Annotated in this window: 22 protein-coding genes and 1 pseudogene; 10 read left to right on the top strand and 13 right to left on the bottom strand. The window is 64.0% G+C overall.

From position 1 onward, the window contains the following. The 6 genes and pseudogenes from AC1DYQ_RS13235 to AC1DYQ_RS13210 form a co-directional block, all read left to right on the top strand. Positions 1-271, top strand: a pseudogene (locus AC1DYQ_RS13235) (hypothetical protein); the annotation flags it as partial. Between the two features lie 84 nt (positions 272-355). Then, complete coding sequence (locus AC1DYQ_RS13230) at positions 356-1018, top strand: hypothetical protein (protein ID WP_477687159.1); 663 nt, start codon at positions 356-358, stop codon at positions 1016-1018. Then, positions 1015-1506 carry a hypothetical protein gene (locus tag AC1DYQ_RS13225; RefSeq protein WP_477687158.1) on the top strand — a complete coding sequence of 164 codons (492 nt, stop codon included), beginning with the start codon at positions 1015-1017 and terminating at the stop codon, positions 1504-1506. The genes AC1DYQ_RS13230 and AC1DYQ_RS13225 overlap by 4 nt, the downstream gene beginning before the upstream one ends. Before the next feature lie 80 nt (positions 1507-1586). Next, entirely contained in the window at positions 1587-2330 is a 744-nt protein-coding gene (locus AC1DYQ_RS13220) for a COG1470 family protein (RefSeq protein WP_477687157.1), read from the top strand. After that, entirely contained in the window at positions 2327-4423 is a 2097-nt protein-coding gene (locus AC1DYQ_RS13215) for an SdrD B-like domain-containing protein (RefSeq protein ID WP_477687156.1), read from the top strand. The genes AC1DYQ_RS13220 and AC1DYQ_RS13215 overlap by 4 nt, the downstream gene beginning before the upstream one ends. 294 nt (positions 4424-4717) lie before the next feature. Further along, positions 4718-5239, top strand: a complete 522-nt coding sequence (locus tag AC1DYQ_RS13210; protein ID WP_477687155.1) for a hypothetical protein — start codon at positions 4718-4720, stop codon at positions 5237-5239. Between the two features lie 34 nt (positions 5240-5273). Here the strand turns inward: AC1DYQ_RS13210 and AC1DYQ_RS13205 are convergent, their stop codons facing one another. The 12 genes from AC1DYQ_RS13205 to AC1DYQ_RS13150 form a co-directional block, all read right to left on the bottom strand. Continuing rightward, complete coding sequence (locus AC1DYQ_RS13205) at positions 5274-6608, bottom strand: esterase/lipase family protein (protein WP_477687154.1); 1335 nt, start codon at positions 6606-6608, stop codon at positions 5274-5276. A gap of 199 nt (positions 6609-6807) precedes the next feature. After that, positions 6808-7185, bottom strand: coding sequence for a response regulator (locus AC1DYQ_RS13200; protein ID WP_457281360.1), 378 nt, complete (start codon positions 7183-7185; stop codon positions 6808-6810). Positions 7186-7282: 97 nt separating this feature from the next. Then, the gene (locus tag AC1DYQ_RS13195; protein ID WP_477687153.1) at positions 7283-8143 is read right to left on the bottom strand and encodes a pseudouridine synthase; all 861 of its coding nucleotides are present in this window, start codon (positions 8141-8143) and stop codon (positions 7283-7285) included. A gap of 84 nt (positions 8144-8227) precedes the next feature. Continuing rightward, the gene (kdpE, locus tag AC1DYQ_RS13190; RefSeq protein ID WP_457281362.1) at positions 8228-8932 is read right to left on the bottom strand and encodes a two-component system response regulator KdpE; all 705 of its coding nucleotides are present in this window, start codon (positions 8930-8932) and stop codon (positions 8228-8230) included. 19 nt (positions 8933-8951) lie between these two features. Next, a complete protein-coding gene (locus AC1DYQ_RS13185) occupies positions 8952-11660 on the bottom strand; it encodes a DUF4118 domain-containing protein (RefSeq protein ID WP_477687152.1) in 2709 nt (902 codons plus the stop codon). Between the two features lie 33 nt (positions 11661-11693). Beyond that, positions 11694-11870 carry a hypothetical protein gene (locus tag AC1DYQ_RS13180; RefSeq protein ID WP_477687151.1) on the bottom strand — a complete coding sequence of 59 codons (177 nt, stop codon included), beginning with the start codon at positions 11868-11870 and terminating at the stop codon, positions 11694-11696. Between the two features lie 11 nt (positions 11871-11881). Further along, positions 11882-12454: a potassium-transporting ATPase subunit KdpC gene (gene kdpC, locus AC1DYQ_RS13175; protein WP_477687150.1), complete on the bottom strand. Its 573-nt coding sequence runs from the start codon at positions 12452-12454 to the stop codon at positions 11882-11884. Between the two features lie 24 nt (positions 12455-12478). Further along, entirely contained in the window at positions 12479-14554 is a 2076-nt protein-coding gene (kdpB, locus tag AC1DYQ_RS13170; RefSeq protein WP_477687149.1) for a potassium-transporting ATPase subunit KdpB, read from the bottom strand. A gap of 25 nt (positions 14555-14579) precedes the next feature. After that, positions 14580-16379 carry a potassium-transporting ATPase subunit KdpA gene (gene kdpA, locus AC1DYQ_RS13165; protein WP_477687148.1) on the bottom strand — a complete coding sequence of 600 codons (1800 nt, stop codon included), beginning with the start codon at positions 16377-16379 and terminating at the stop codon, positions 14580-14582. Beyond that, complete coding sequence (locus tag AC1DYQ_RS13160; protein ID WP_457281368.1) at positions 16379-16477, bottom strand: potassium-transporting ATPase subunit F; 99 nt, start codon at positions 16475-16477, stop codon at positions 16379-16381. The genes kdpA and AC1DYQ_RS13160 overlap by 1 nt, the downstream gene beginning before the upstream one ends. Positions 16478-16693: 216 nt before the next feature. After that, positions 16694-16888: a hypothetical protein gene (locus AC1DYQ_RS13155; protein WP_477649103.1), complete on the bottom strand. Its 195-nt coding sequence runs from the start codon at positions 16886-16888 to the stop codon at positions 16694-16696. A gap of 13 nt (positions 16889-16901) precedes the next feature. Further along, positions 16902-17687: a sulfite exporter TauE/SafE family protein gene (locus AC1DYQ_RS13150; RefSeq protein WP_477687147.1), complete on the bottom strand. Its 786-nt coding sequence runs from the start codon at positions 17685-17687 to the stop codon at positions 16902-16904. Positions 17688-17779: 92 nt separating this feature from the next. Here AC1DYQ_RS13150 and AC1DYQ_RS13145 point away from each other — a divergent pair, with 92 nt between their 5' ends. The 3 genes from AC1DYQ_RS13145 to AC1DYQ_RS13135 are packed head-to-tail and all read left to right on the top strand — an operon-like array spanning position 17780 to position 19747. Next, positions 17780-18721 (top strand): LysR substrate-binding domain-containing protein, encoded by a 942-nt coding sequence (locus AC1DYQ_RS13145; RefSeq protein ID WP_477687146.1) that lies wholly within the window; start codon positions 17780-17782, stop codon positions 18719-18721. Positions 18722-18725: 4 nt separating this feature from the next. After that, complete coding sequence (locus tag AC1DYQ_RS13140) at positions 18726-19394, top strand: HD domain-containing protein (protein ID WP_477687145.1); 669 nt, start codon at positions 18726-18728, stop codon at positions 19392-19394. Then, complete coding sequence (locus AC1DYQ_RS13135; RefSeq protein ID WP_477687144.1) at positions 19391-19747, top strand: hypothetical protein; 357 nt, start codon at positions 19391-19393, stop codon at positions 19745-19747. The genes AC1DYQ_RS13140 and AC1DYQ_RS13135 overlap by 4 nt, the downstream gene beginning before the upstream one ends. A gap of 211 nt (positions 19748-19958) precedes the next feature. Here the strand turns inward: AC1DYQ_RS13135 and AC1DYQ_RS13130 are convergent, their stop codons facing one another. Further along, the gene (locus AC1DYQ_RS13130) at positions 19959-20675 is read right to left on the bottom strand and encodes a Crp/Fnr family transcriptional regulator (protein ID WP_457281374.1); all 717 of its coding nucleotides are present in this window, start codon (positions 20673-20675) and stop codon (positions 19959-19961) included. Positions 20676-20843: 168 nt separating this feature from the next. On the opposite strand from AC1DYQ_RS13130, the gene AC1DYQ_RS13125 reads away from it, so the two are divergent. Continuing rightward, positions 20844-22043, top strand: coding sequence for an ABC transporter substrate-binding protein (locus tag AC1DYQ_RS13125; RefSeq protein ID WP_477687143.1), 1200 nt, complete (start codon positions 20844-20846; stop codon positions 22041-22043). The last annotated feature ends 77 nt before the right edge of the window (positions 22044-22120 follow it).

Here is a 22120-nt window from a genome sequence, read left to right as displayed (position 1 = left end):
GATCCCATGGAGCCAGATCAACGTGGCCGGTGCTGCACTGGGCGCCACAACTTCCGGCTTTACCAATGCGGCCATTACCCACCCAGCATTCAACCTGGGCGCAAGCGGCGGAGCCGGTACCGCCACCACGTTGACCGCTACCAACAAGCTTGTCCGCGTCGAAGGCAAGTGGACCTACACCTACCTCAATGCAACCTTGCCAGCAGCCGGTACCTACGGCGGCACCATCGTCAAGAATGGCCGCGTTACCTACACCGCTACACAACTCTGATTACATAAATCCTTAAATGGCCCCGCTTGTCGGGGCCATTTTTATTTTTTGTTGATATTTCTTAGTTAGCGTAAAGTGGTACTTATGCGCACCCAATCCCTGTTCTTCGTGCCCACTCGCAGCAGTGTGTTGCAAGTGCTGCGCGTCGCCGCATTGGTGGCCGGCGCTCTGGCCTGTGCAGGCGCCCAGGCCTTTGTCGTCACCATCACAGCAGGCACCAAGTCATTGTTTTTGCAGGTGGGCGCAGGAACCATGACCGGCGGCAACTTCAATTCCGGGGGCACGCCCGGCAACAACTCCACCATCAACCGTGTTTCGGTCACCATTCCAGCAGCCAACATCGGAGCCGGCACCAGCGCCATGACAACCGACAGCACCGTTACGGCCAGCCCTTATGACAGCTTTGCCTTTTGCACGGTGCCCGCGCAGGTTTACGTCGGCGGCTTTTACCGCACACCGGGCACCGGCGCCAACGCCACACTCACCGCCACCGCGCCGGCCTCTCTGGTCAATGCCACGGGCGACACCATTCCCTTCAATACCATCTCCTGGGTTTCCGGCGGCGCACAAGACCCGACCCCCACCATCCCCAGCGGAACGTTTGTAGGCGGGGCATCGCAAACGCTGCTCAGCGTTACACGCAATACCTGGTTTGAAAGCTGCCTGCAGTTCAACTACGCCAATACCCAACTGGTGGGTTCGGGCACCTTTACCGGACGCGTCAGCTACACCCTGACCTCCCCATGATGATGAAAAGACCGGTCAGCCTGTCACACCTCATCGGATTTGCCGCCCTCCTGCTGCTTGCCAACGCACTGACTGCGCAACACGCAGCCGCCACCACGACCCGCGTGGATGACACCGGCACCGTGGCCACCCAGAGCGTCGTCCCCATGCGCTGGCGGCAGCTGGTTCCCGGCCGCGGGGCCGACAACTCGGTGGAGGCCAGCCTGCGGGTCGCCCTGCGCCTGAACCTCTCTCGCTGGCTGAACCAGCCGGTCAGGCTTTACATGGGGCTCGCCCCGGTCGCGGGCGAGCCCATCTTTGTCACCTGGAGAACCCAGGGGCGTTTGCTGCCGGGCTCACTGCGTTCCGGCGGTCGTACCCTGATTTTCGACGGCATCGTCAGCGCAGCTTCCCTGGAAGAAACCGTTGAGCTGATTCTCAGAACCGATGGGCGTGCGCTGACGTCTTCCCAAGCCCTGCAGTTTTATTTCGAGGTAGACACCCCATGACCCGTCTGCGGTTACCTGCCCTGCCACGGTGCGCGGCTGGCTTTCTTGGTCTGGCCTTCGCCCTGGTTGCGCCTGGCGCAATGGCAAGCGAATTTGCATTGGCAGTGTCGCCTCCCCGGTTTGAATTCGAAGTCAAACCCGGCGAGCGCCTGCGCCAGATCATGGAAATCACCAACGCATCATCAGCATCCACCTCGTTCAGCATCAGGACAGCGGACTGGCGGCTTGGCATGGACAACTCCGTCACTTTTAATGATGAACTGGGGCCCGGCAGCTGCCGACCATGGGTGGCCATCGAGCGGCGCGAACTCACCATCGCGGGCGGACGTCCTTACCGGTTTCGTTTTGAGGTCAACGTGCCGCCCGACGCAAAGCCCGGTGAATGCCGCTTTGCCATCATGCTGGAAGGCCAGGAGCAGGTTACCCGCATGGAGTCGGGCCCGCCTATTCCTTTTTCAGCCCGTCTCGGCGTGGTGGTTTACATCGCCATTGGCGGCGCCACACCAGAGCTGAGCGTGGCCGGCTCGGGCGTGCAGACCGTGAACGGCAAGCCCACACCCGTCCTGCAGATCCGCAACAGCGGCACGGCCCACGGCCGTGTCACCGGCTTCCTGAACGGCACTGATGCGTCCAATACCTCCCTGGAATTCTCGCCGGCCAACACCCCCATACTGCCTGGCGAGACGCGCACCATTCCACTGAGCGCCACTCGCCCGGGAGACCAGGACACGGCGGCGCAAATCCGCTATCCCGTCACGGTGCGCGGCAAGCTCGAATGGGGCAAAGGCCAAACACAAAGTATTGAGCAGCGCTTCGCCCCATGAAGCGACGAGCGCACACGCCGATCATCCCTTTTTCCTTGCCACTCAAGTGGTGGCGCTTCGGCCTTGCGGGACTTGGGGCCGGTTTTGCGACGGCTGCGGCCCTGGCCCAGGGAACGGCTCCGCCCGCCGAGGGCCAGCCTTATGTGGACCGCGTCATGGAGGGCCTGCCGGACCCTGACGGCGGACTTCAGCTGAAGGCCAGCGAATACAACGAAGCCGGCTGGCCGCGAAGCTGGCGTGTTGACTATTCCCTGTTCAAGCAGAACGGCGGCGGTGGCGACACCACATCCCGCGCGTTGGGCATAGGCGGCTTCCTGGACACACCGAACCACGGCGCACTGTCGATCAATGCCAACCTGGTCCAGCAGCAGTCGAATGCGCCGGGCAACCAGGCCCAAAACAGCGGCAGCACCTGGCGGATTGACCAGCGCGCCCTGCCGCTGGACGGCGGCTGGTTTGCCAACCACAACGCGGGCGACATCAATACCGTCAGCACCAGGCTCGCCCGCGGTACCGGGAGGGTGTCGGTGCCGGCCACGCCCATCCGGGGTGTTGGCGGACAGTGGTACCTGAACGACGCCGTAGACCTGAACGCAGCCGCGGGACGTACCGGCCTTTTTAGCGGGCTGGATGCCGTCGGGTTCCAGACCTCCGGCGGCAGCATCGGGTCTGCCGGTGCGCAATTTCGCCTTCCCACCGGTGACGCATTGGGGGCAGGAAGCCGCACTGACGCCGCATTCCAGCTGATCGACGGCAAAAACATTTCGGACGGCGCGGGCTTCGGCAACGCACTGAACACCCGCGCTTACTTTGCTGCGGCGTCCTGGGAAGGCGCAGCGCCGTGGGGCACGGGAGTGGCTACCGGCTATGGGTCGCCCAGCGATCGCGTCGGCGGCTTGCGCATGCAGGCCAACGTGGTACGCAGTGACAGCACGCAGGGCGGCGTCGCGACCGGCCTCTGGCTGGACGCCGCATGGCGAACCGAGCGCTGGCGCACCACAGCCGGTGTTTTTCGCTTTGAACCCAATTTGCGCTGGGGCACAACAGTTCTCGCCAGCGACCTGCAAGGCGTCTACTGGCAGGCCGACACCTCCACCCGGCAGTGGCAAGCCGGGTATGCGGTCGAGCTGAGCGACAGCGTGAGCCGTGCCGGCGCAGGCAGCAGTGCGTCGGGACGCAGTGCCTTCATCAACGTCAACGGCCGCTACCTGCTCGATTCGCGCAACTCGGTGGGCGCGGCCCTGAGCTTTCGCGCCATCACCAGCCCCGGCCAGTCGGCGCAGCTGTCCTGGAGCCGCGCCAGCGACTGGGGCCAGACACAATGGCGCGCCGATCTGGCCAATGCATCCGGCGTCCGGACAACCCGGCTCGGGGTAGACCAAAGCTGGCCGGTTGTCTTGCCGGCCACTTTCGGCACCTCGCTGGCATGGGAGCGGATGAGCGGCAATGTCAGCCCCACCACAGGCCTGATCTGGGGCATTCTCGGCACCCTGTCGCCGTGGTCGCAATGGTCGTTGGATGGGTCGGTGCGGGGTGCACGCCGCAGCGACGGCGGCGAGTCGGTCAATGCAAACGTTGGGGTGAGCTGGCAGCCTTATATCGGCTGGTCGCTCACCCTTCGGTATACCGAATCACGCGGGCAGGAACCGCTTCCGGCGCTGGTGGTCTCGGCCCTGACGGCAGCAACGCAGCAGGCCATTGCAACCACCCAGACCAACCGCAGCATCCAGCTGCTGCTGCGCTACGAAGACCGGGCCGGCACTTCCACGGCACCGCTGGGCGGCCTGCCCGGAACCGGCTCCGGCGGACTGACAGGCACGGTGTTTTTCGACGCAGACAGCAATGGCCGCAGGGAAGCCTCCGAAGGCGGCGTGCCTGGCGTCACCGTCATCCTTGACAGGCGCTATGTGACACGAACCGACAGCCAGGGCCGCTACGAGTTTCCCTACGTCGCGGCCGGAGAGCATTTGATCGAAGTTTCTCCGGACAACGTCCCGCTGCCCTGGAGCCCGGTTCTTCGCGATCCTGCGAAGACGGTCATCCTGGTACGCCAAACCAACTCGCTCGACTTCGCCGTGCAGCGCGAACGCTGAAAACACCGCCTCCCGCGCTCCACGGAGAGCCCACGTGAGCGGAGATACCTGGCTTCTATCCTCAGAACGTCTGGGTTCCGGGCAGCAGCAGTCCCCCGCAAACGCAAAAATTGACAAATCAATGGCCCCGTCCGGCCAAAATTTGATAAAACAATCAAAAACAAGCTGAAATTTGCTGAAAAACCAGATAAATCGGTAAATAAGTCACATATTTACTGTCATTAATATCTTGCATCACTTTTATCAATTTAGTTACTATGAGGGCGTACTTAATCATTTTCTGGTTCAGCCCCAATGTCCTCCTGCCGCACCTACCCAACGTCTTTCAGCCGCCTCATGGCGCTGTCGGCGCTGCTGGTGGCCATGTTCTGCGTAGCGCAGAGTTCACGTGCAGGCGAGATGCTGAGTGTTGACAAACCCCAGGCCAGCACGAAGCTGGATTTCGCCATCGTCATTCCGGCTGTGCTTCGTATCCTGGAAAACAGCCACCCGGCAGCCCTGTTCTCTGCCGACACAACGGGATCCCTCATTTCCGCCACGCAGCGCATGGTGCTGGTATCGACCCTGGGCAAGGGCTTCTGCATGGACTTGCAGCTCAACCAGGAACAGGTCGCCGGCTGGCAAATGAACGTCAGCGGCAGCGCGGGCACACGCGTCGAGGCGGCTGATGGCGGCTACCGGGTCTGCGCACTGCGTCCTGGCCGTTTTGAACTGGCCCTCCAACACGCCTTCAGCCTGAAGGAACGCAAACCCAACACAGACGCCCCGGCCGCCAACTTCAGCTGGCCCGTCAGTGTGAGCCTGGTCACCCCCTGACCAGATTGCGTAAAACCCCCGGCCGCCAGGAAGGCTAGCGGCCCAGCCATTGCACCAGCTGGCGCGTCACCTCGGGGCGGCCCAGCAATTCCATGTGGTTCATGCCCTGCGCCACCCACTGGTTTTCCGGCGCAAACGCCAGCGTGCGGGACGCCTCTTCATGCAGGCCCAGGGCACTTTCCAGCGACACCAGCCCATCACCCACCATCTTGCGCGCCAGTGCCTCCCTGACCGGGACCAGCGGGCCGCGGCCGGCTGACAGCGTGGTGGCGGCGACCGCATAACAATCCACGCCCGCGGGCAGGGGGACGACCTCCCGCACGTCGGGGCCACGCTCAAAACGCCCCGCCTGCCGCCAATCGGCTTCCAGCACGTTGCCGTGGCGCAGGTCGGTGATGCCGGCACTGCGCACCTGGCCGATCCTGGCAAAGGGCCGCGTCACCAGGTTGCTGCCCAGCACGCCGTCGACCCAGCTGCCCAGCCGCTCCAGCGGCGCGCCGTGATGGGGTGTTCCCAAAAACACCATGGCCTTGAGCTGCTGCCGCCAGCTGTGGCCCGCCTGGGCTGCGTGGTGGCAGGCGCTGCGCGCAACCAGGCCGCCCATGCTGTGCACCAGCAGCGTCACGTCCTGCACCGGTTGCGGCCAGGCCTTGACCAGCTGCTGCAACAGGCCGGCCAATTGCTCGCCGTTGGCCGAGGTATGCAGCCCCGTGTTGTAGTGCAGGTACACCGGCGTGTAACCCAGCTCGCGCGCCAGTTGCCCCCCATGGCCCTGCGGCAGCGCGCTGTTGCCGCTCCATTGCAGGTCATTCATGCACAGCCCGTGAACCATCACCAGGATCTTTCCCGTCGCTTGCGGCAGCCGCGCAGCCAGCGCCTCTGGGTCCAGCGCCAGCGGCTGGCCTTCATGGCGCAAGCTCATGCGGATGGCCAGCGGATTGGCGGTGTCCAGCAGCAGGTCTCCCAGCACGCCGTTCAGGGCCGAAAGCATGGCCTCGCGCTGCGGTGAAGAAGCCTGCGCGCCGGCCAGCGGCACTGCCCGCGACAACACCGCATTGGCCGCCCCTCCTGCCAGGCGCGTGACGCCCCTGATGCTGCCGTAGACCCAGCCCGTGATGCCGGAAGGCTTGACGCCGCTGCTTCCCGGCGCGCTGTCGACGAACCTTGAACCCAGCAGGCCAAACGGTGCAGCCACGGCTTTGTACACATTGCCCTGCACAGTTTCCGCCAGGCCTGTGACGCCCAGGGTGGCCTGCGTGGCAAGCTGGGCCAGCCCCTGGATGTCGGAAACATGTAGCCAGGTCGGCAACCTGAAAGACCCGGGTTTGGGGATGGTTGCCGTGGCGTCAAGCCGTTCTGGTGTGCTCATGGCGCGATTGTGGCGCCATAGGCGCCCATGCGCCAGCGGGTAGTGCCGTAGCGGCAGTTTTACAGATAAAAAGCGGTGTTAAGGCAAGCAGAGCGAGCGCAACCAGCTACCAATTTAATAGCAACAGGTTTCAGCAAACACCGTTAACAGAGGCTAGCCGTGCGACAGCAAAGTGCCGCATTGCAGCGTGCCGTTCTGTCTAGTGCAAGGTCGTTTGTTCCTGGCAATAATCAAACAGTCCTTCGAGCTCGCTGGATTTGTCGAACACCGCATCGGCCCCGAGTTCGGCGGCGCGCCTGCGGATTTCATCCGTCGCGTAGTTGCTCAAAACGACCACCTTCTGGTAAGGCTCGCGATTGCGGCAACCTGCGAGCACGCCCAGCCCGCTGCCTTCCTTCAGGAAAAGGTCCACGATGGCCAGATGCCACTCACCGTTGTGAAGCTTCAGCCAGCGGGTGGCCTCCGTCTGGGTGGCGCCGTGGCCCGTTACCTGGACAGCGGCAATCTCCTTGAGCGCCTCTATCAGGTTCTCAAGAACGATCTCGTTGTCTTCTACCAGGTAAGTAATAAGTGCCATACAACCCACTTTAGGCCGCGGCACACGGGAAACTGCCATCCGTTTGCGCACATCCGGGTAGGACAGGGGCACGCTCGGGTAAGCCCGAGCGTGCAGGCTAGAAGTGCTCGTGCGGCGCCAGGTAGCGCCATTGGCCGACCGGCAGGTGGCCCAGGTTGACATTGCCGATGCGCACGCGCTTCAGTCCGGTGACAAAGAGGCCCACCTGCTCGCACATGCGGCGAATCTGGCGTTTTTTACCTTCCTTGAGCACAAAACGCAGTTGCTCGGGGTTTTGCCATGACACCTGCGCGGGCTTGAGCGCCTGGCCGTCCAGGCTCAGGCCGTGGTTCAGCAAGGCCAGCTTTTCGCGCGGGAACAAGGCCTGCACGTTGGCGGTTTCGTCCCCTTTTTCAGTTCTGTAGCTGACACGCACCAAATACTCTTTTTCGATCTCGGAGTCTTCACCGATGAGCTGGCGCGCCACACGGCCGTCCTGCGTCAGCACCAGCAACCCGATGGAGTCAATGTCCAGCCGCCCGGCCGGCGCCAGTCCGCGCAACTGCTCGTGGCCCCAGCGCATGCGGCTGTTGCATTCGCGCCAGCGGTTTTGCGGCTGCACCAGCACCACGGCCGGCTCATGCCCGTCTTCCGCCTGGCCGCTGACATAACCGACCGGCTTGTTGATCAGGATGGTGACCTGCTGGCGCTGCTGCTGCTCGGCCTGGCGGTCAATCTCGATGCGTGCATCCACGGCCACCGGTTGCCCCATGACCGCCGGTGCACCGTTCACACGCACCCAGCCGCGGGCGATCCAGTCGTCAGCCTCGCGGCGCGAGCAAAGGCCCAGTTCGGCCATGCGTTTGTTCAGCCGCACGGTGGCGGCCGGTGCGCCTGGTGCAGCCGCTGCTGGCGCGGCTTTCTGGATTCGTACGGCGCCGCCGACAGGCCTCGGGCCGGGTTTGAGAGGTTCAGTCATTTGCTATCTATTTTATAGCTGCTCGCGCAGGTTATTCGTGGGCTACAGGCGTATTTGGCACTTAAATGCCGCCTGGTACGGCCCTCAGGCTACCCAAAGGCGGTATCCCACAGCCGTTTCCGTGAGCAGGTGTTTGGGCTGCGCCGGATCGGCCTCGAGCTTCTGGCGCAGGTGGCCCATGTAAATGCGCAGGTAGTGATTCTGCCCGGCATGGGCGGGACCCCACACCTCGCGCAACAGCTGGCGATGCGTCAGCACCCGCCCGGCGTTGGTCATCAACACGGTGAGCAGGCGGTATTCGATCGGCGTGAGGTGCACCTCCACACCGCCGCGGCGCACCAGCCGCGCCTGGCGGTCCACCACCACATCGCCAAAGGTAAAAAGCGGCTCGTCAGGCGTTCCGTCAGCGCTGGCAGCGCGCGGGCGGCGCAGGTTGGCACGCACCCGGGCCAGCAGTTCGCCCACACCGAAGGGCTTGGTCAGGTAGTCGTCGGCGCCGGCGTCCAGCGCGGCGATTTTGTCGGCCTCGTCGGCGCGCGCCGACAGCACCACAATCGGCACGGCCGACCAGCCGCGCACGTCGCGAATCACCTCCAGCCCGTCGCCGTCGGGCAAGCCAAGGTCCAACACCAGCAGGTCGGGCTTGCGCGTGCCGGCCTCGGTCAACCCGCGCTTGCCGGTGTCCGCCTCGAACACCTGCCAGCCTTCGGCCTCCAGCGCTGCGCGCACAAAGCGGCGTATCTGCGGCTCGTCTTCAATCACAACGGCAACGGGTGTGGGGTGGGACATGGGCAAAGAGGAAGAAAGGTCAGGCGGTTTCGGGCAGGCCCTGCGGCGGCGGGCGGCGCGGCAGGGTGATGGTGAATTCTGCACCACCGCCCGGCGCATTGGCGGCTGTGATCTGCCCGCGGTGCGCCTGCACCACCGCCTGGCAGATGGCCAGGCCCAGCCCCACGCCCGGCGTGGCCGATTCGGTCTCGCCGCGCGTGAACTTCTCGAACAGCTCGTGCTCGCGGCCCTTGAGGGTGGCGGGCAGGCCGGGCCCGTGGTCACGCACCGCCAGCATCAGCGCCTGCTCCGTCGCCTCTGCGCTGATTTCTATAGGCGACCGCCCGTACTTGGCGGCGTTTTCCAGCAGGTTGACGAGCACGCGCTCCATCAGCACCGCGTCAAATTCGACCAGCGGCAGATCGGCGGGTAGCGCAGCCGTGACAGCCTTGCCGGCCAGCGCGTGCTGCGCCTGGCGGATCGCCGAACCGACAATTTCCTCGACAGACTGCCATTCGCTCCTCAGGTTAACGGCACCGCTTTGCAGCCGCGCCATGTCCAGCAGGTTGTTGACCAGCGCGCTCAGGTGGCGCGCTTCGCCGGCGATGGCGCGCGCCGCCTGCGACTGTTCGCTACTCAGTGGCGGCGCCGTGCGCTGCAGGGAGTCGGCCAGGCCGATCAACGCGGTCAACGGCGTGCGCACGTCGTGCGAAATCGCCGCGAGCAGCATGTTGCGCAATTTCTCGGACTCCATCTGCACCACCGCCTGCTGGGCCACCTCCACATAGTGCACGCGCTCCTGCGCGATGGCGATCTGCCGCGCCAGGGTTTCGAGCTGCTGCATCTGCTCGGGAATCAGCAGCCAGCGCGCCTGCGCAGGCTTGAGCGCCAGCACGCCGCGCACGCGCATCGGCGCCTTGAGCGGGATGTAATGCCATGCCTGGGCCGATAAGGTAGCGGTGGCCAACCCCGCCGGCTGTTCGTTGCGAAACACCCAGTCGGCCACACTGGCATCAAAATCCGCTGGTGGCTTCTCTGGCGGCACCAACTGGTCGTGGCTGTCGGTCACCATCACCAGCGCCTGCCCGCCGAAGTTGCGCTGTGCCGCTGCCTCGCCAAGCTCGATAACCTGCTCGCTCAGCAGCGCCGCCGACAAATCGCGTGTGAGTTCGAACAGCGACTGCGCGCGGCGCTCGCGGCTGGCCGCGATGCGCGCCTGAAAGCGCAGACCCGCCGTGAGCTGCCCTGTCAGCAAGCCGACCACCAGCATGACGGAAAATGTCAACAGGTACTGCACATCGCTGACGGCAAACGACAGCTGGGGCGGCACAAAGAAAAAGTCAAACGCCGCCACGTTGAGGAAAGCCGCCAGCGCCGCCGGCCCACGCCCGAACTTCAGCGCCACCAGCACCGTACAGAGCAAAAACAGCATCACGATGTTGGCGAGGTCAAAAAAACTGAGCAAGGGCAAAGCCAGCACGGTGACGGCTGCGCTGCCGGCCGCAGCCCATGCGTATCGCGGCAGGCTCTCCTGCCAGGCCGCGGCGGCGTCATCGTCGGCAGACCGCTGCACGGCCCGCGCCAACCGCCGCGCGCTGTCGGCGTGGCCCACCTCCACGATGTCCAGCGTGGGCGCCAGCGTCGCCAGCCGGCGCGTCATGGTGGAGCCGGCCCACAGCGCGCGCCAGCCCGGCAGCTGCGGGCGCCCCACCACCAGCGTGGCGCAATTGAGCTGCTGTGCCTGCGCCACCAGTTCGACCGCGGCATCGCTGCCGGTCAGCACCGCCGTGGCCGCGCCCAGTTCTTCGGCCAGCTGAATGACGGCCAGGATGCGGTCGCGCCTGGCGACCTCCAGCAGCTGCAGGCGCGGCGTTTCCACATAAGCTGCATGCCAGCGCACATTGAGCTGGCCGGCCAGGCGCGCCGCCGTGCGCACGGTCTGCTCGGCGCCTTCACGCGGGCCTATGCAAGCGAGGATGGCGCCTTCGGTGTTCCAGACCGGGGCGATGGATTTTTCGACGCGGTAGCTGCGCACGTCGTCTTCCACATGCTCGGCCGTGCGCCGCAATGCAATCTCGCGCAGTGCGATCAAATTGCCTTTGCGGAAAAAATTCTGCGCCGCGCGCTCGGCCTGCTGCGGCAGGTAAACCTTGCCGGCTTTCAACCGCGCCATCAGTTCGTCAGGCGTGACGTCGACCAGGATGATTTCGTCGGCGCCGTCCAGCACCGTGTCCGGCACGGTTTCATGCACGCGTATGCCGGTGATGGCGCCCACCGTGCCATTGAGGCTTTCCAGGTGCTGCACATTGACCGCTGACCAGACGTCGATGCCGGCTTCCAGCAGCTCCTGCACATCCTGCCAGCGCTTGGCATGGCGCGAGCCCTCCACATTGCTGTGGGCGAGCTCGTCGACCAGCAGAAGTGCCGGCTTGCGCGCCAGCGCCGCGTCCAGGTCGAACTCTTTCAACCTGTGCCCGCGATAGGCTACCTCCTGCAAGGGCAGTTGCTCAAGCCCGGTCAGCAGTTCCATGGTTTCACTGCGGCCATGGGTTTCGACCACACCGACCAATACATCCCGCCCGGCCTTACGCTCGCGCTGCGCGGCGCTGAGCATGGCGTAGGTCTTGCCCACGCCGGCACTGGCACCGAAGTAGATGCGCAAACGTCCCCGGCGCGCTTTTTCCTCCTCGCCGCGCAGACGGTCAAGGAGTTCGTCGGGGTCAGGGCGGGAGTCGGAAAAACTGGCCATGCCGTTGCGCTATTCCTGGGTGATTCAAAAGTTTCAAAGATCGCCTCGCAAAGGGTAACACCGGGTGTGTTTTTCCTGTTCGCCTGACTCGCCATCTTTTGGCATGCCGGACTCCCGCCTTTCACCGCGGCCCGCGATCCACCAGGCCACCGCCAGCGGCACGCCAAAGGCGGCCAGCGCACACAAGACCCGCAGAAGATCAGAGTTCATGGACATTTCTCTTAACGAAGCGCTTCCAGCGCGAGGTTGAGTTGCAGCACATTCACCTGGGCCTCGCCCAGAAAGCTCAGCAAAGGCTGCTCGGTGTACTGCCCGACCAGGGCCTGAACCTTCTCAGGCGCCAGGCCGCGTGCTTTAGCCACACGAGCCACCTGGTAACGAGCCGCAGCCGGGCTGATGTGCGGGTCCAGCCCGCTGGCAGAAGCCGTGACCAGGTCCACCGGCACCTGATCCGTGTTGCCGGGATCGGCTGCTTTCAGTGCCTCGACACGGCCCTTGACGGCATCGACCAGCGCGGGATTCAGCGGACCCTGGTTGGAGCCGCTGGAAGCTGATGCGTTGTAAGGCATGGGGCCCGTGGCCGATGGGCGGCCCCAGAAGTGTTTGGGATCGCTGAAGTTTTGCCCGATCAGCGAAGAGCCGACAACCTTGCCGTCACGCTGGATCAGGCTGCCGCCGGCCTGCGCCGGAAACAACGATTGCGCGGCGCCGGTCACCACCAGGGGATAAGCCACGCCGGTGACCAGGGTCAGCACGGTGAACATCACAATTGCGGGGCGAAGAATATTTGTCATGAGGATTCCTTGATATGCAGGTGTTCAGGCGAGGTTCATTGCTACCAGCAGCAAGTCAATCGCCTTGATTCCGATAAAGGGCACGATGAGACCGCCCAGGCCGTAAATAAGCAGGTTGCGGCGCAGCAGCGTAGCGGCGCCCACAGCGCGGTATTTCACACCTTTGAGCGCGAGCGGGATCAGGAACATGATGATCAGGGCGTTGAAAATCACCGCCGACAAAATCGCCGACGACGGACTGCCCAGACGCATCACATTGAGTGCGGCCAGTTGCGGGTAGGTGGTCACAAAGATCGCCGGGATGATGGCGAAGTACTTGGCCACGTCGTTGGCGATTGAAAACGTGGTGAGCGAGCCGCGCGTCATCAGCAGGGCCTTGCCGGTCTCCACAATCTCCAGCAGCTTGGTGGGGTTGGAGTCGAGGTCCACCATGTTGCCGGCCTCCTTGGCGGCCTGGGTGCCGCTGTTCATGGCGACTGCCACGTCGGCCTGGGCCAGGGCCGGCGCGTCGTTGGTGCCGTCGCCCGTCATTGCCACCAGTCGGCCTTCGGCCTGGTATTGGCGTATCAGTTTGAGTTTGTCTTCGGGCGTGGCCTCGGCCAGGAAGTCGTCAACACCCGCCTCGGCAGCGATGGCAGCGGCCGTGAGCTTGTTGTCGCCGGTGATCATCACCGTCTTGATGCCCATGCGGCGCAGTTCGCCGAAGCGTTCCTTGATGCCGGCCTTGACAATGTCTTTCAGCTCCACGATGCCCAGCACCGTGCTGCCGTCGGCCACGGCCAGCGGCGTGCTGCCGCGGCGCGACACGTCATCTGAAGCGCGCAGAACTTCAGCCGGAACGGTTCCGCCCAGTGCTTCCACATGCTTGCGGATCGCATCGACCGCGCCCTTGCGCAGTTGCCGTTTGCTTCCATCGGGGTTCAAGGCGTCCATTCCGCTCATGCGGGTTTGCGCAGTAAAGGGCACCTCAATCACAGCCTGCATGGGCAACTGGCTGACGGCCAGCTTCAGGGCCAGCGCCACGATGCTGCGGCCTTCCGGCGTTTCATCGGCATAGGAGGCCTGCATGGCGCAGGTGGCGAGCGCTTTTTCAGACACGCCGGGCGCGGGCAAAAAGCTCGAAGCCTGGCGGTTGCCGTGGGTGATGGTGCCGGTCTTGTCGAGCAGCAGCACATCCACGTCGCCGGCAGCCTCAACCGCGCGGCCCGAAGTGGCGATGACATTGGCCTGCATCATGCGGCTCATGCCGGCCACACCCACGGCCGACAGCAGGCCGCCAATCGTGGTCGGGATCAGGCAGACCAGCAGCGCCACCAGCGCGGTGATGCTCACCACCTTGCCCGCCCCCACCGCACCCACGCTGAACACGGAGAACGGCAGCAACGTGACCGTGACCACCAGGAAAACAATGGTCAGCGCCACCAGCAAAATCGTGAGTGCGATTTCATTGGGCGTCTTCTGGCGCTTGGCGCCTTCAACCATGCTGATCATGCGGTCCAGGAAGGACTCGCCGGGGTTGACGGTGATGCGCACCACCAGCCAGTCTGACAGCACGCGCGTGCCGCCGGTCACGGCGGAGAAGTCGCCGCCCGACTCGCGCACCACCGGGGCCGATTCGCCGGTGATGGCGCTTTCGTCGACCGAGGCCACGCCTTCAATCACTTCTCCGTCCAGCGGAATCATGTCGCCGGCATCGACCAGCACCACGTCCCCTTTCCGGAGATTTTCAGCTTCTTGCGGCAGGAACGTGGCGCCATGCCGGGGTTCCTTGAGCTTCTTGGCCCAGGTGCTTTTTTTCAGGCTCCGCAGCGACGCCGCTTGCGCCTTGCTACGGCCCTCGGCCAGCGCTTCGGCGAAGTTGGCGAACAGCACGGTGAACCACAGCCAGACGGCCACGGCAAAGATGAATCCGGCCGGTGCTTCGCCCTGGCCTTGCAGGGCTTGCAGGCCCAGCAAGGTCGTGAGAATGCTGCCGATGTAGACGACAAACATGACCGGGTTACGCCACTGCACACGCGGGCTCAGCTTGGTGAACGAAGCCACGATGGCCGGCTTGAGCAGCGCGGGATCCAGCAGCACTAAAGTTTTTTTGGTACTCATATGGGTTTCTCTTTGAGCCTCGCGGTTATTGGCCTGGCCACAGCATCAGGTGCTCGACCACCGGGCCCAGCGCCAGGGCTGGCACGTAATTGAGCAAGCCCACCAGCAGCACGGTGCCTATCAACAGCGCCACGAACAGCGGGCCGTGCGTGGGCATGGTGCCGGCCGTGACCGGCAGGCGCTTCTTGGCGGCCAGCGCACCGGCAATAGCCAGCACCGGAACAATGAAGCCGAAGCGGCCCAGCCACATGACGATGCCCAGCAGCGTGTTGTAGAACGGCGTGTTGGCCGACAGCCCCGCGAAGGCGCTGCCATTGTTGTTGCCGGCCGAGCTCAGCGCGTAAAGGATTTCAGAAAAACCGTGTGCACCGGGGTTGGCAATGCCCGCCTTGCCTGCGCCGGCCAATACGGCGATGGCGGTGCCGGCCAGCACCAGGACAGGCGTGACCAGGATGGCGATTGAGGTCAGCTTCATCTCATGCGCCTCGATCTTCTTGCCCAGGTATTCCGGCGTGCGGCCAATCATGAGGCCGGCGATGAACACCGCCAGGATGGCGAAAATCAGCATGCCGTACAGCCCGGTTCCGACACCGCCGAACACCACTTCGCCCAGCTGCATCATCACCATGGGCACCATGCCGCCCAGCGGCGTGAAGGAGTCGTGCATGGCATTGACCGCGCCGCAGGAGGCCGCCGTCGTGATGACCGCGAACAGGCTGGAGGCATTGATACCGAAGCGGGTTTCCTTGCCTTCCATATTGCCGCCGGCCTGCAGCGCGCTGGCCGTCTGGTCCACACCCAAAGGCGGGAGCAACGGGTTGCCGGCCTGCTCGGCGGGCGTGATGGCCACGACCGCGATCACAAACATCACCGTCATGGCGGCGAGCACGGCCCAGCCCTGGCGCTGGTCGCCCACCGCGCGGCCGAAGGCGAAGCACAGCGCCGCCGGAATCAGGAAGATGGACAGCATCTGAAAGAAATTACTCAGCGCCGTCGGGTTTTCGTAAGGGTGGGCCGAGTTGGCGTTGAAGAAACCGCCGCCGTTGGTGCCCAGCATCTTGATGGCTTCCTGAGACGCGACCGGGCCCATGGCCAGGGTCTGCTTGTCGGATTTGGCATCCTCCATCACGGGATTGCCCTTGTCGTCTTTCAGCGCCTGGCCATCAGGGCCGTTTTTCGGCTGCTGATAGCTGGTCACTTCCAGTGTGCTCACGTCTTTGTAGGCATCAAAGTTCTGGATGACGCCCTGCCCCACAAGAAAGACGGCAAACACCAGCGACAACGGCAGCAGCAGCCAGGCCGTGATGCGCGTGATGTCCACCCAGAAGTTGCCGATGGCGCCGGTCGCGCGCGCGGCAAAACCGCGGAACAACGCAAACACCACGGCGATACCGGTGGCTGCGGAGAAGAAATTCTGCACAGCCAACACCAACATCTGCGTGAGGTAGCTCATGGTGGACTCGCCGGCATAGCCTTGCCAGTTGGTATTGGAAACAAAGCTGACGGCGGTGTTGAAGGCCGAGTCGGGCGTCACCGCGGCCATGCCGGCAGGGTTGAGCGGCAACCAGACCTGCAGGCGCTGCAGGGCATAGACAGCCAGCACGCCGAGCGCGTTGAAGGCCAGCAAGGCCAACGCGTACTGCGACCATTTCATGTTGGTATCGGCCGATGTACCGGCGAGGCGATACAGCGGCGCTTCCGCCTTATGCATCCAGTTGGGGAGGCTACCGGAATACAGGCGGGCCAGCCAGATACCCAGCGGCCAGGCCGTGACCAGCAGCGCACCGAGGAAGAGGGCGAGGAGCCCCCATGACACGTTGCTCATCAAAACTCCTCGGCGCAGATCAGCGCATAGACGAGGTAAGTGAGCAGCAGGACAGCACAGACGCCGCCGAAGCCGTACAAAACGTCGAGGCTGATCATGAACGGCCTCTTTCGGATTTTTCAAGCTTCTGGAAGCCCCAGACCAGCAAGACCATCACACCCCAGAGGGCGGCGGCGCCAAGAATAAACGCGAGATCCATGACTTTCTCCAACAACAAACGATGGAAGAAGTTTCGGATCCGACGTGTAAAAACGGGGATGAAAGACCGGTAGCCGGTATAAAGAAAGCGTAAAAATCAGGGGTTTAAACCCTGTTCAAGCCGATGCGTGAGACCGCATCACCACGCGCAGGTGCAGCGCGCGCAGGGCGTCAATGTCGTCCAGCAGGGACGAGGCCAAAGGCAGCAAGGGATCACCCTGATCGCCCGCTTCCTCCAACAGCAAGACCAGACGCGCGGCTTTGGCATGGAGCGCCTCCATAGCCTGCGAAACCTCGCTGTGGTTTTCCATCGCACCGGCGTGGCTATCGCATCGCGCTGCGGGTGACCATGTAAACGCCTATCAGCAGCAGACCAGTGAAAAACAGGCGCCTGAAACCCTTCTCGCCCACTCGCCCGCGCAGCTTCTGGCCGACGACCATGCCCAACAAGGCAGCGGGCAATGGCAGCAGCAAACTCCAGCCACCCGGCATACTGCCCATGGCAAAAGAGCCCTCCATCACCAGGCGCAGAAAAAGTGCGACAGTAGAAACGGTAAAAGACAGGCCAAGCGCCTGCACCAGCTCGTCTTTCTTGAGCGATAAGGCCTGCAGGTAAGGCACGGCCGGAAAGACAAACACGCCGGTGGCCGAGGTGATGGCGCCGGTCGCCAGGCCGGCAGCGAAGGAAGAAACCCGCTCGCCGCGCGGCGTGACCACCAGCGGCAGCGCGCACAGCCCCAGCAGCGCATAAATGATCAGCGCGGCGCCCAGACCTGCCGAGGCGAGGTCCGCATCAAGGGTGACCAGGCTGACCGGTGCCCACAACGTTCCGGCGATCACGCCAGCCTGCAGCGGCCACAGGCGCCGCAACAGGCTTGCCAGCGCGGCGCCGTCCCACATCTGCCAGGCATTCGTCAGCAACGAAGGCAGGATCAGGATGACGGCTGCCTGCGCAGGCGGCATCACGCCGGCCAGCAAGCCCATGGAGAGCGTCGGCAACCCCAGGCCCACCACGCCCTTGACGAGGCCGGCCAGCAGGAATACGCCGGCGACGGCGGCCATCAAGAGGGTGTCGTTCCCTGCGCTCACGAAGTTGTTCATCGAGTTCATGCGCCGATTCTGCGCAGCGGCGCGCTGGCGCTCAAGCGGTAATATCCGTTTACAGCCTTCGCCGTTGCCGAAGGCTAAAACGCCTGCAGCCCATGCCCGCCACTCTTCGCTTTGACCTCATCGACCTTCGGCTGTTTCTGCACACCGTTGATACAGGGAGCATCACGGCGGGCAGCAAGCTCTCGCACCTGGCGCTCGCCTCGGCCAGCGCACGCATACGCGGCATGGAAGACGCCCTGGGTGTCCCGCTGCTGGAGCGCCTGCGCGCCGGCGTGAAGCCGACCAAGGCCGGCCTGGCCGTGGCCCACCATGCGCGGCTGATGTTGCAGCAGCTTGAGCGCATGCACGGAGAGATCGGCGACTATGCGGGCGGGCTGGCGGGCAAGGTGCGTTTGCTGTCGAACACCGCCGCCATCACCGACTACCTGCCGCAAGCGCTGGCGGATTTTCTCAATACCCATCCGGCCATCGACGTTGACCTGGAGGAGCGCCCCAGCCACCTGATCGTGTCGCAGCTGCTGGGCCAGGTGGCCGACCTCGGCATCGTGGCCGACTCCGCCGACGTCTCCAGCCTTGAATCCAAACCTTTCCGGCACGACCAGCTGGTGCTGGTGGTCCCGCCCGGCAGCGGATTCGGCCGCCGGCATCAGATCTCGTTTGAGCAAGCCCTGACCCACGACTTCGTCGGCCTGGGAGAAGACAGCGCGCTGCAACAGCACCTGAACCTGCAGGCCGTACGCCTGGGGCTGCGCATGCGCACCCGCATACGGCTTCGCAGCTTTGAGGCGGTCTGCCGCATGGTGGAGGCCGGGGTCGGCGTGGCCGTGGTGCCGGCCATCGCGGCCGAACGCCATGCGGAGGCAGGCAAGCTGCTCATCCTCAAGCTGACCGACACCTGGGCCGACCGGCAGTTGCTGATCTGCGCGCGCCGCTTTGACCAGCTGTCGCTGCCGGCGCTGAGACTGGTCGAGTCCCTGTGCGCGCCTGCCGCCCCGCCGGAGCGCCCACACACGCACAAAACTCCCAAACGATAAAGTCATGCCCATGCAAACCCCTGACCCCACAGACCTGCTGGCCAGATCCTGGCGGCTTTGCGCTGATGCCCTTGCCGTCCGGCCAATCGGGCGGGCGGTGTTCGACGAACTGGTGGCGCGCTACTCAGAGCCGCACCGCAAGTACCACACCGTGCAGCACCTCAGGGAATGCCTCTCGCATTTCGAGGCCGCCCGCGACCTGGCCGAACAGCCCGCAGAGGTCGAGATGGCGCTCTGGTTCCATGATGCGATTTACGACACGCAACGCCACGATAACGAGGAAGAAAGCGCCGACTGGGCTCGCGAGGTGCTGCTGGCGCATGGCACCGCTGAAGCCGCCGCGCAGCGCGTTCACGACCTGGTCATGGCCACCCGCCATACGGCGCTGCCGGCCTCGGCTGACGAACAGTTGCTGGTCGATATCGACCTGTCCATCCTGGGCGCCGGCGCGGAGAGGTTTGCCGAATACGAGCAGCAGATCCGGGACGAATACGCTTTTGTGCCCGCGGCCCTGTTCCGGCAAAAACGGGGCGAGATCCTTCAGGGCTTTCTGGACCGGCCTGTGATCTACAGCACGGCGCATTTCCGCGAAACACTGGAAGCGCGTGCGCGCGAGAACCTGCGCAAGGCGATTGCCGGCACGACATCGGCATCCAGCCCTTCAGCACAATGAACATCTGCCCCCACTGCCGTCAGGCTGGAATCAACATCTGGGAAAAACGTCTCTCCAGCCGAGGCAACCCCGCCACCTGCACCTTGTGCGGAGGGCTCTCGCATGTTCTGGCCAGCGCTGCGGGCGGCACATTTGTCCTCACATCCGTCCTGTTGGTGATTGCCGTCCTTGCCGGCTTCTTGACCAACTCATGGCTGGCCGGGTTGTCGGGTGCACTGCTGGCGGCGGCCTACAACCTGTGGGCATGGCAACGCGAAGTGCTTTGGCCAATCCTCAAGGAAAACGCCCAGGCTGCAAACCGCGCCAATTGGGTGGTCGAAGCGGTTTCCATCTTTATTTTGTTTCTTTCCTGAGGACGGCGGCTGTACTGGTCACACCAAGCGCTCCTGATTTCATAGCTGCTTGCGCCCGTTCTGATTGGTCTGCAGGCACTTTTGGCACCTGAAAAGCGCCCCAAACCGCACCCCAAACGCCCAAAATGGCTCCCCGGGCAGTTCAAGCCACCGAACACGTTTGCTACTAATTCAATAGCTGCTTGCGCTCGCCACCATTGGCCTGCAGCCCTTATTTGCTTGAAAAAACACTGGACCGCAGGGCGCCCAGGTCCAGCACGCGCAGGCCGCCGTATTCGATGCGGATGAGCCCCTGGGCCTGCAAGGCGTTGAGCGCCTCGTTCACGCGCTGGCGTGACAGGCCCACCAGGTAAGCCAGTTCCTGCTGCGTGATGCGCAGGATTTCGCCCACGCCCGGATACAGCACCGGGTTGAACAGCGAGGCCAGGCTGCGTGCCACGCGGATGTCGGGGTTGTTCATGCGGTCGATTTCGCGCGCGGCGATGAACTGGCCGAGCCGCTCGTTGAGCTGGTTCATCACAAAGCGGTTAAAGCCGATGGAGTGGTCCAGCAGCCAGTGGAAGGTTTCCACGGGCAAACCCGCCACCACGCTTTTGCGCAGCGCCTGGATGTTGTAGCGGTAGGGCTCGCGCTTGAGCGCCGTGCCTTCGCCGAACCAGCCGCCGGGCGGCACGCCGGTGAACGTCATGGTCATGCCCTGCTCGTTGTCGCTGCTCATCTTGAGCAGGCCTTCGACCACGCCAAACCAGTAGGTCACCGGCTTGCCGACACGGCACACATAGTCGCCCGGCGCGGCGTCGCCCACCTGCAGCCCGGCTAACGCACGTGCTCTTTCTTCAGGCTGCAGCAAGGGCAGCCAGGGAATGCCGCGCAGCTCGTCGGGCGTGGGGTTCCTGCGGCGCTGGTGAAGAGGCGGTTCAGTGGACATGGCTCACAACATTCGGGTGAAAGTCAGTGAAAGGTCAGGGAAAGTCCGGGGCGGGCGCAACCCTTGGATTGTCGTCGGATAGACATTTCATTGCCAATCCAAAGCATAGCATCGGCCCCGCTGAGACAACAAATCAACAAGCCGATAACGACAGCCAGGAGACCCGCCATGACCGACAACCGCACACGCCCATCGCCCGATTTATTCCCCGCACACGCCGCCCGGCCGCACGCACAGCTGACACGCCGCCGCATGCTGGGCGCGCTTGCCGCCGTACCCGCCGCGCTCTACGGAACGGCGCACGCGCAAGACACCGGCCCGGTGCGCATCGCGCAATCCATCGCGTTGAGCGGGCCGCTGGGCGAACTGGGCCAGGCCATGCACCAGGGCGCCAAAGCGTGCTTTGCCAGCATTAATGCCAAGGGTGGCGTCAATGGCAGGCCGATAGAACTCACAGTGGCCGACGACGGCTACGACGTCAAACGCGCGCTGACCAATGTGAAAGGCTTCATCGACGACAAAAGCAATTTCGCGCTCTTCAATTGCATGGGGACACCCATGATCGAGGCCATGCTGCCGCAGGTGATCGAGTCGGGCATGCCTTTCTTCGCACCGTTTTCCGGTGCGCTGTCGGCGCGCCCCGCCAACGCGCGCAACGTGTTCAACATCCGCGCAAGTTACGCCGACGAAGCCGAGCAGCTGGTGCAGCACCTGGCAACCATCGGCATCCGGCGCATCGCGATCGTCTACCAGAACAACTCCTTCGGCAAAGAAGTGTTCGACGCCACCCAGCGCTCCATGACCAAACACAAGCTGGAAGCGACCGCGATTGTCACGGTGGAAAACAACTCCTCGGATACCGGCCCGGCAGCGGTAAAAATTGCGGGCTCCAACCCGGAAGCCGTGCTGGTGGGCCTGGCCGGCAAGCCGACCATCGACTTCGTGAAAGCAATACGCGTGCAGCGCAAGGGACTGCCTCTCTATGCACTATCCATCATGGGCGCGGCCGCCACACTCAAAGCCATGGGTGACGACGCCACCGGCATTGCCGTGTCTCAAGTCGTGCCCTTGCCGGGCAATACCGTGGTGCCCATGGTGCGCGAATTCCAGCAGGCGTGGAAGGCCGCGGGCGTGGCGCTGGAGCCTTCACACCTGGCGCTGGAGGGTTACATCAATGCCCGTGTGTTTGCCGAGGCGCTGCGGCGTGCAGGCAAAAACCCGACGCGCGCCGGCTTCATCGACGGCACCTGGAATTTGAAGCGCTATGACCTGGGCGGCTTTGAAGTGAGCTTCAGCGACTCGGCCCGCAATGCCTCGCGCTTTGTGGAGCTCACCATGGTTTCGCGCGACGGGCGCTTTATCCGATAAACCGCGCCGACCCCGGGCACACCCCAGTAGGACTTACCCGGAAATTGTCGTCGCAATGACACCATAGCGTCAAAGCT

The sequence above is a fragment of the Polaromonas sp. P1_F4 genome, assembly GCF_056405675.1.
The sequence above is the reverse complement of the archived record's forward strand: the minus strand, read 5'-3'. Positions and strand labels throughout refer to the sequence as shown.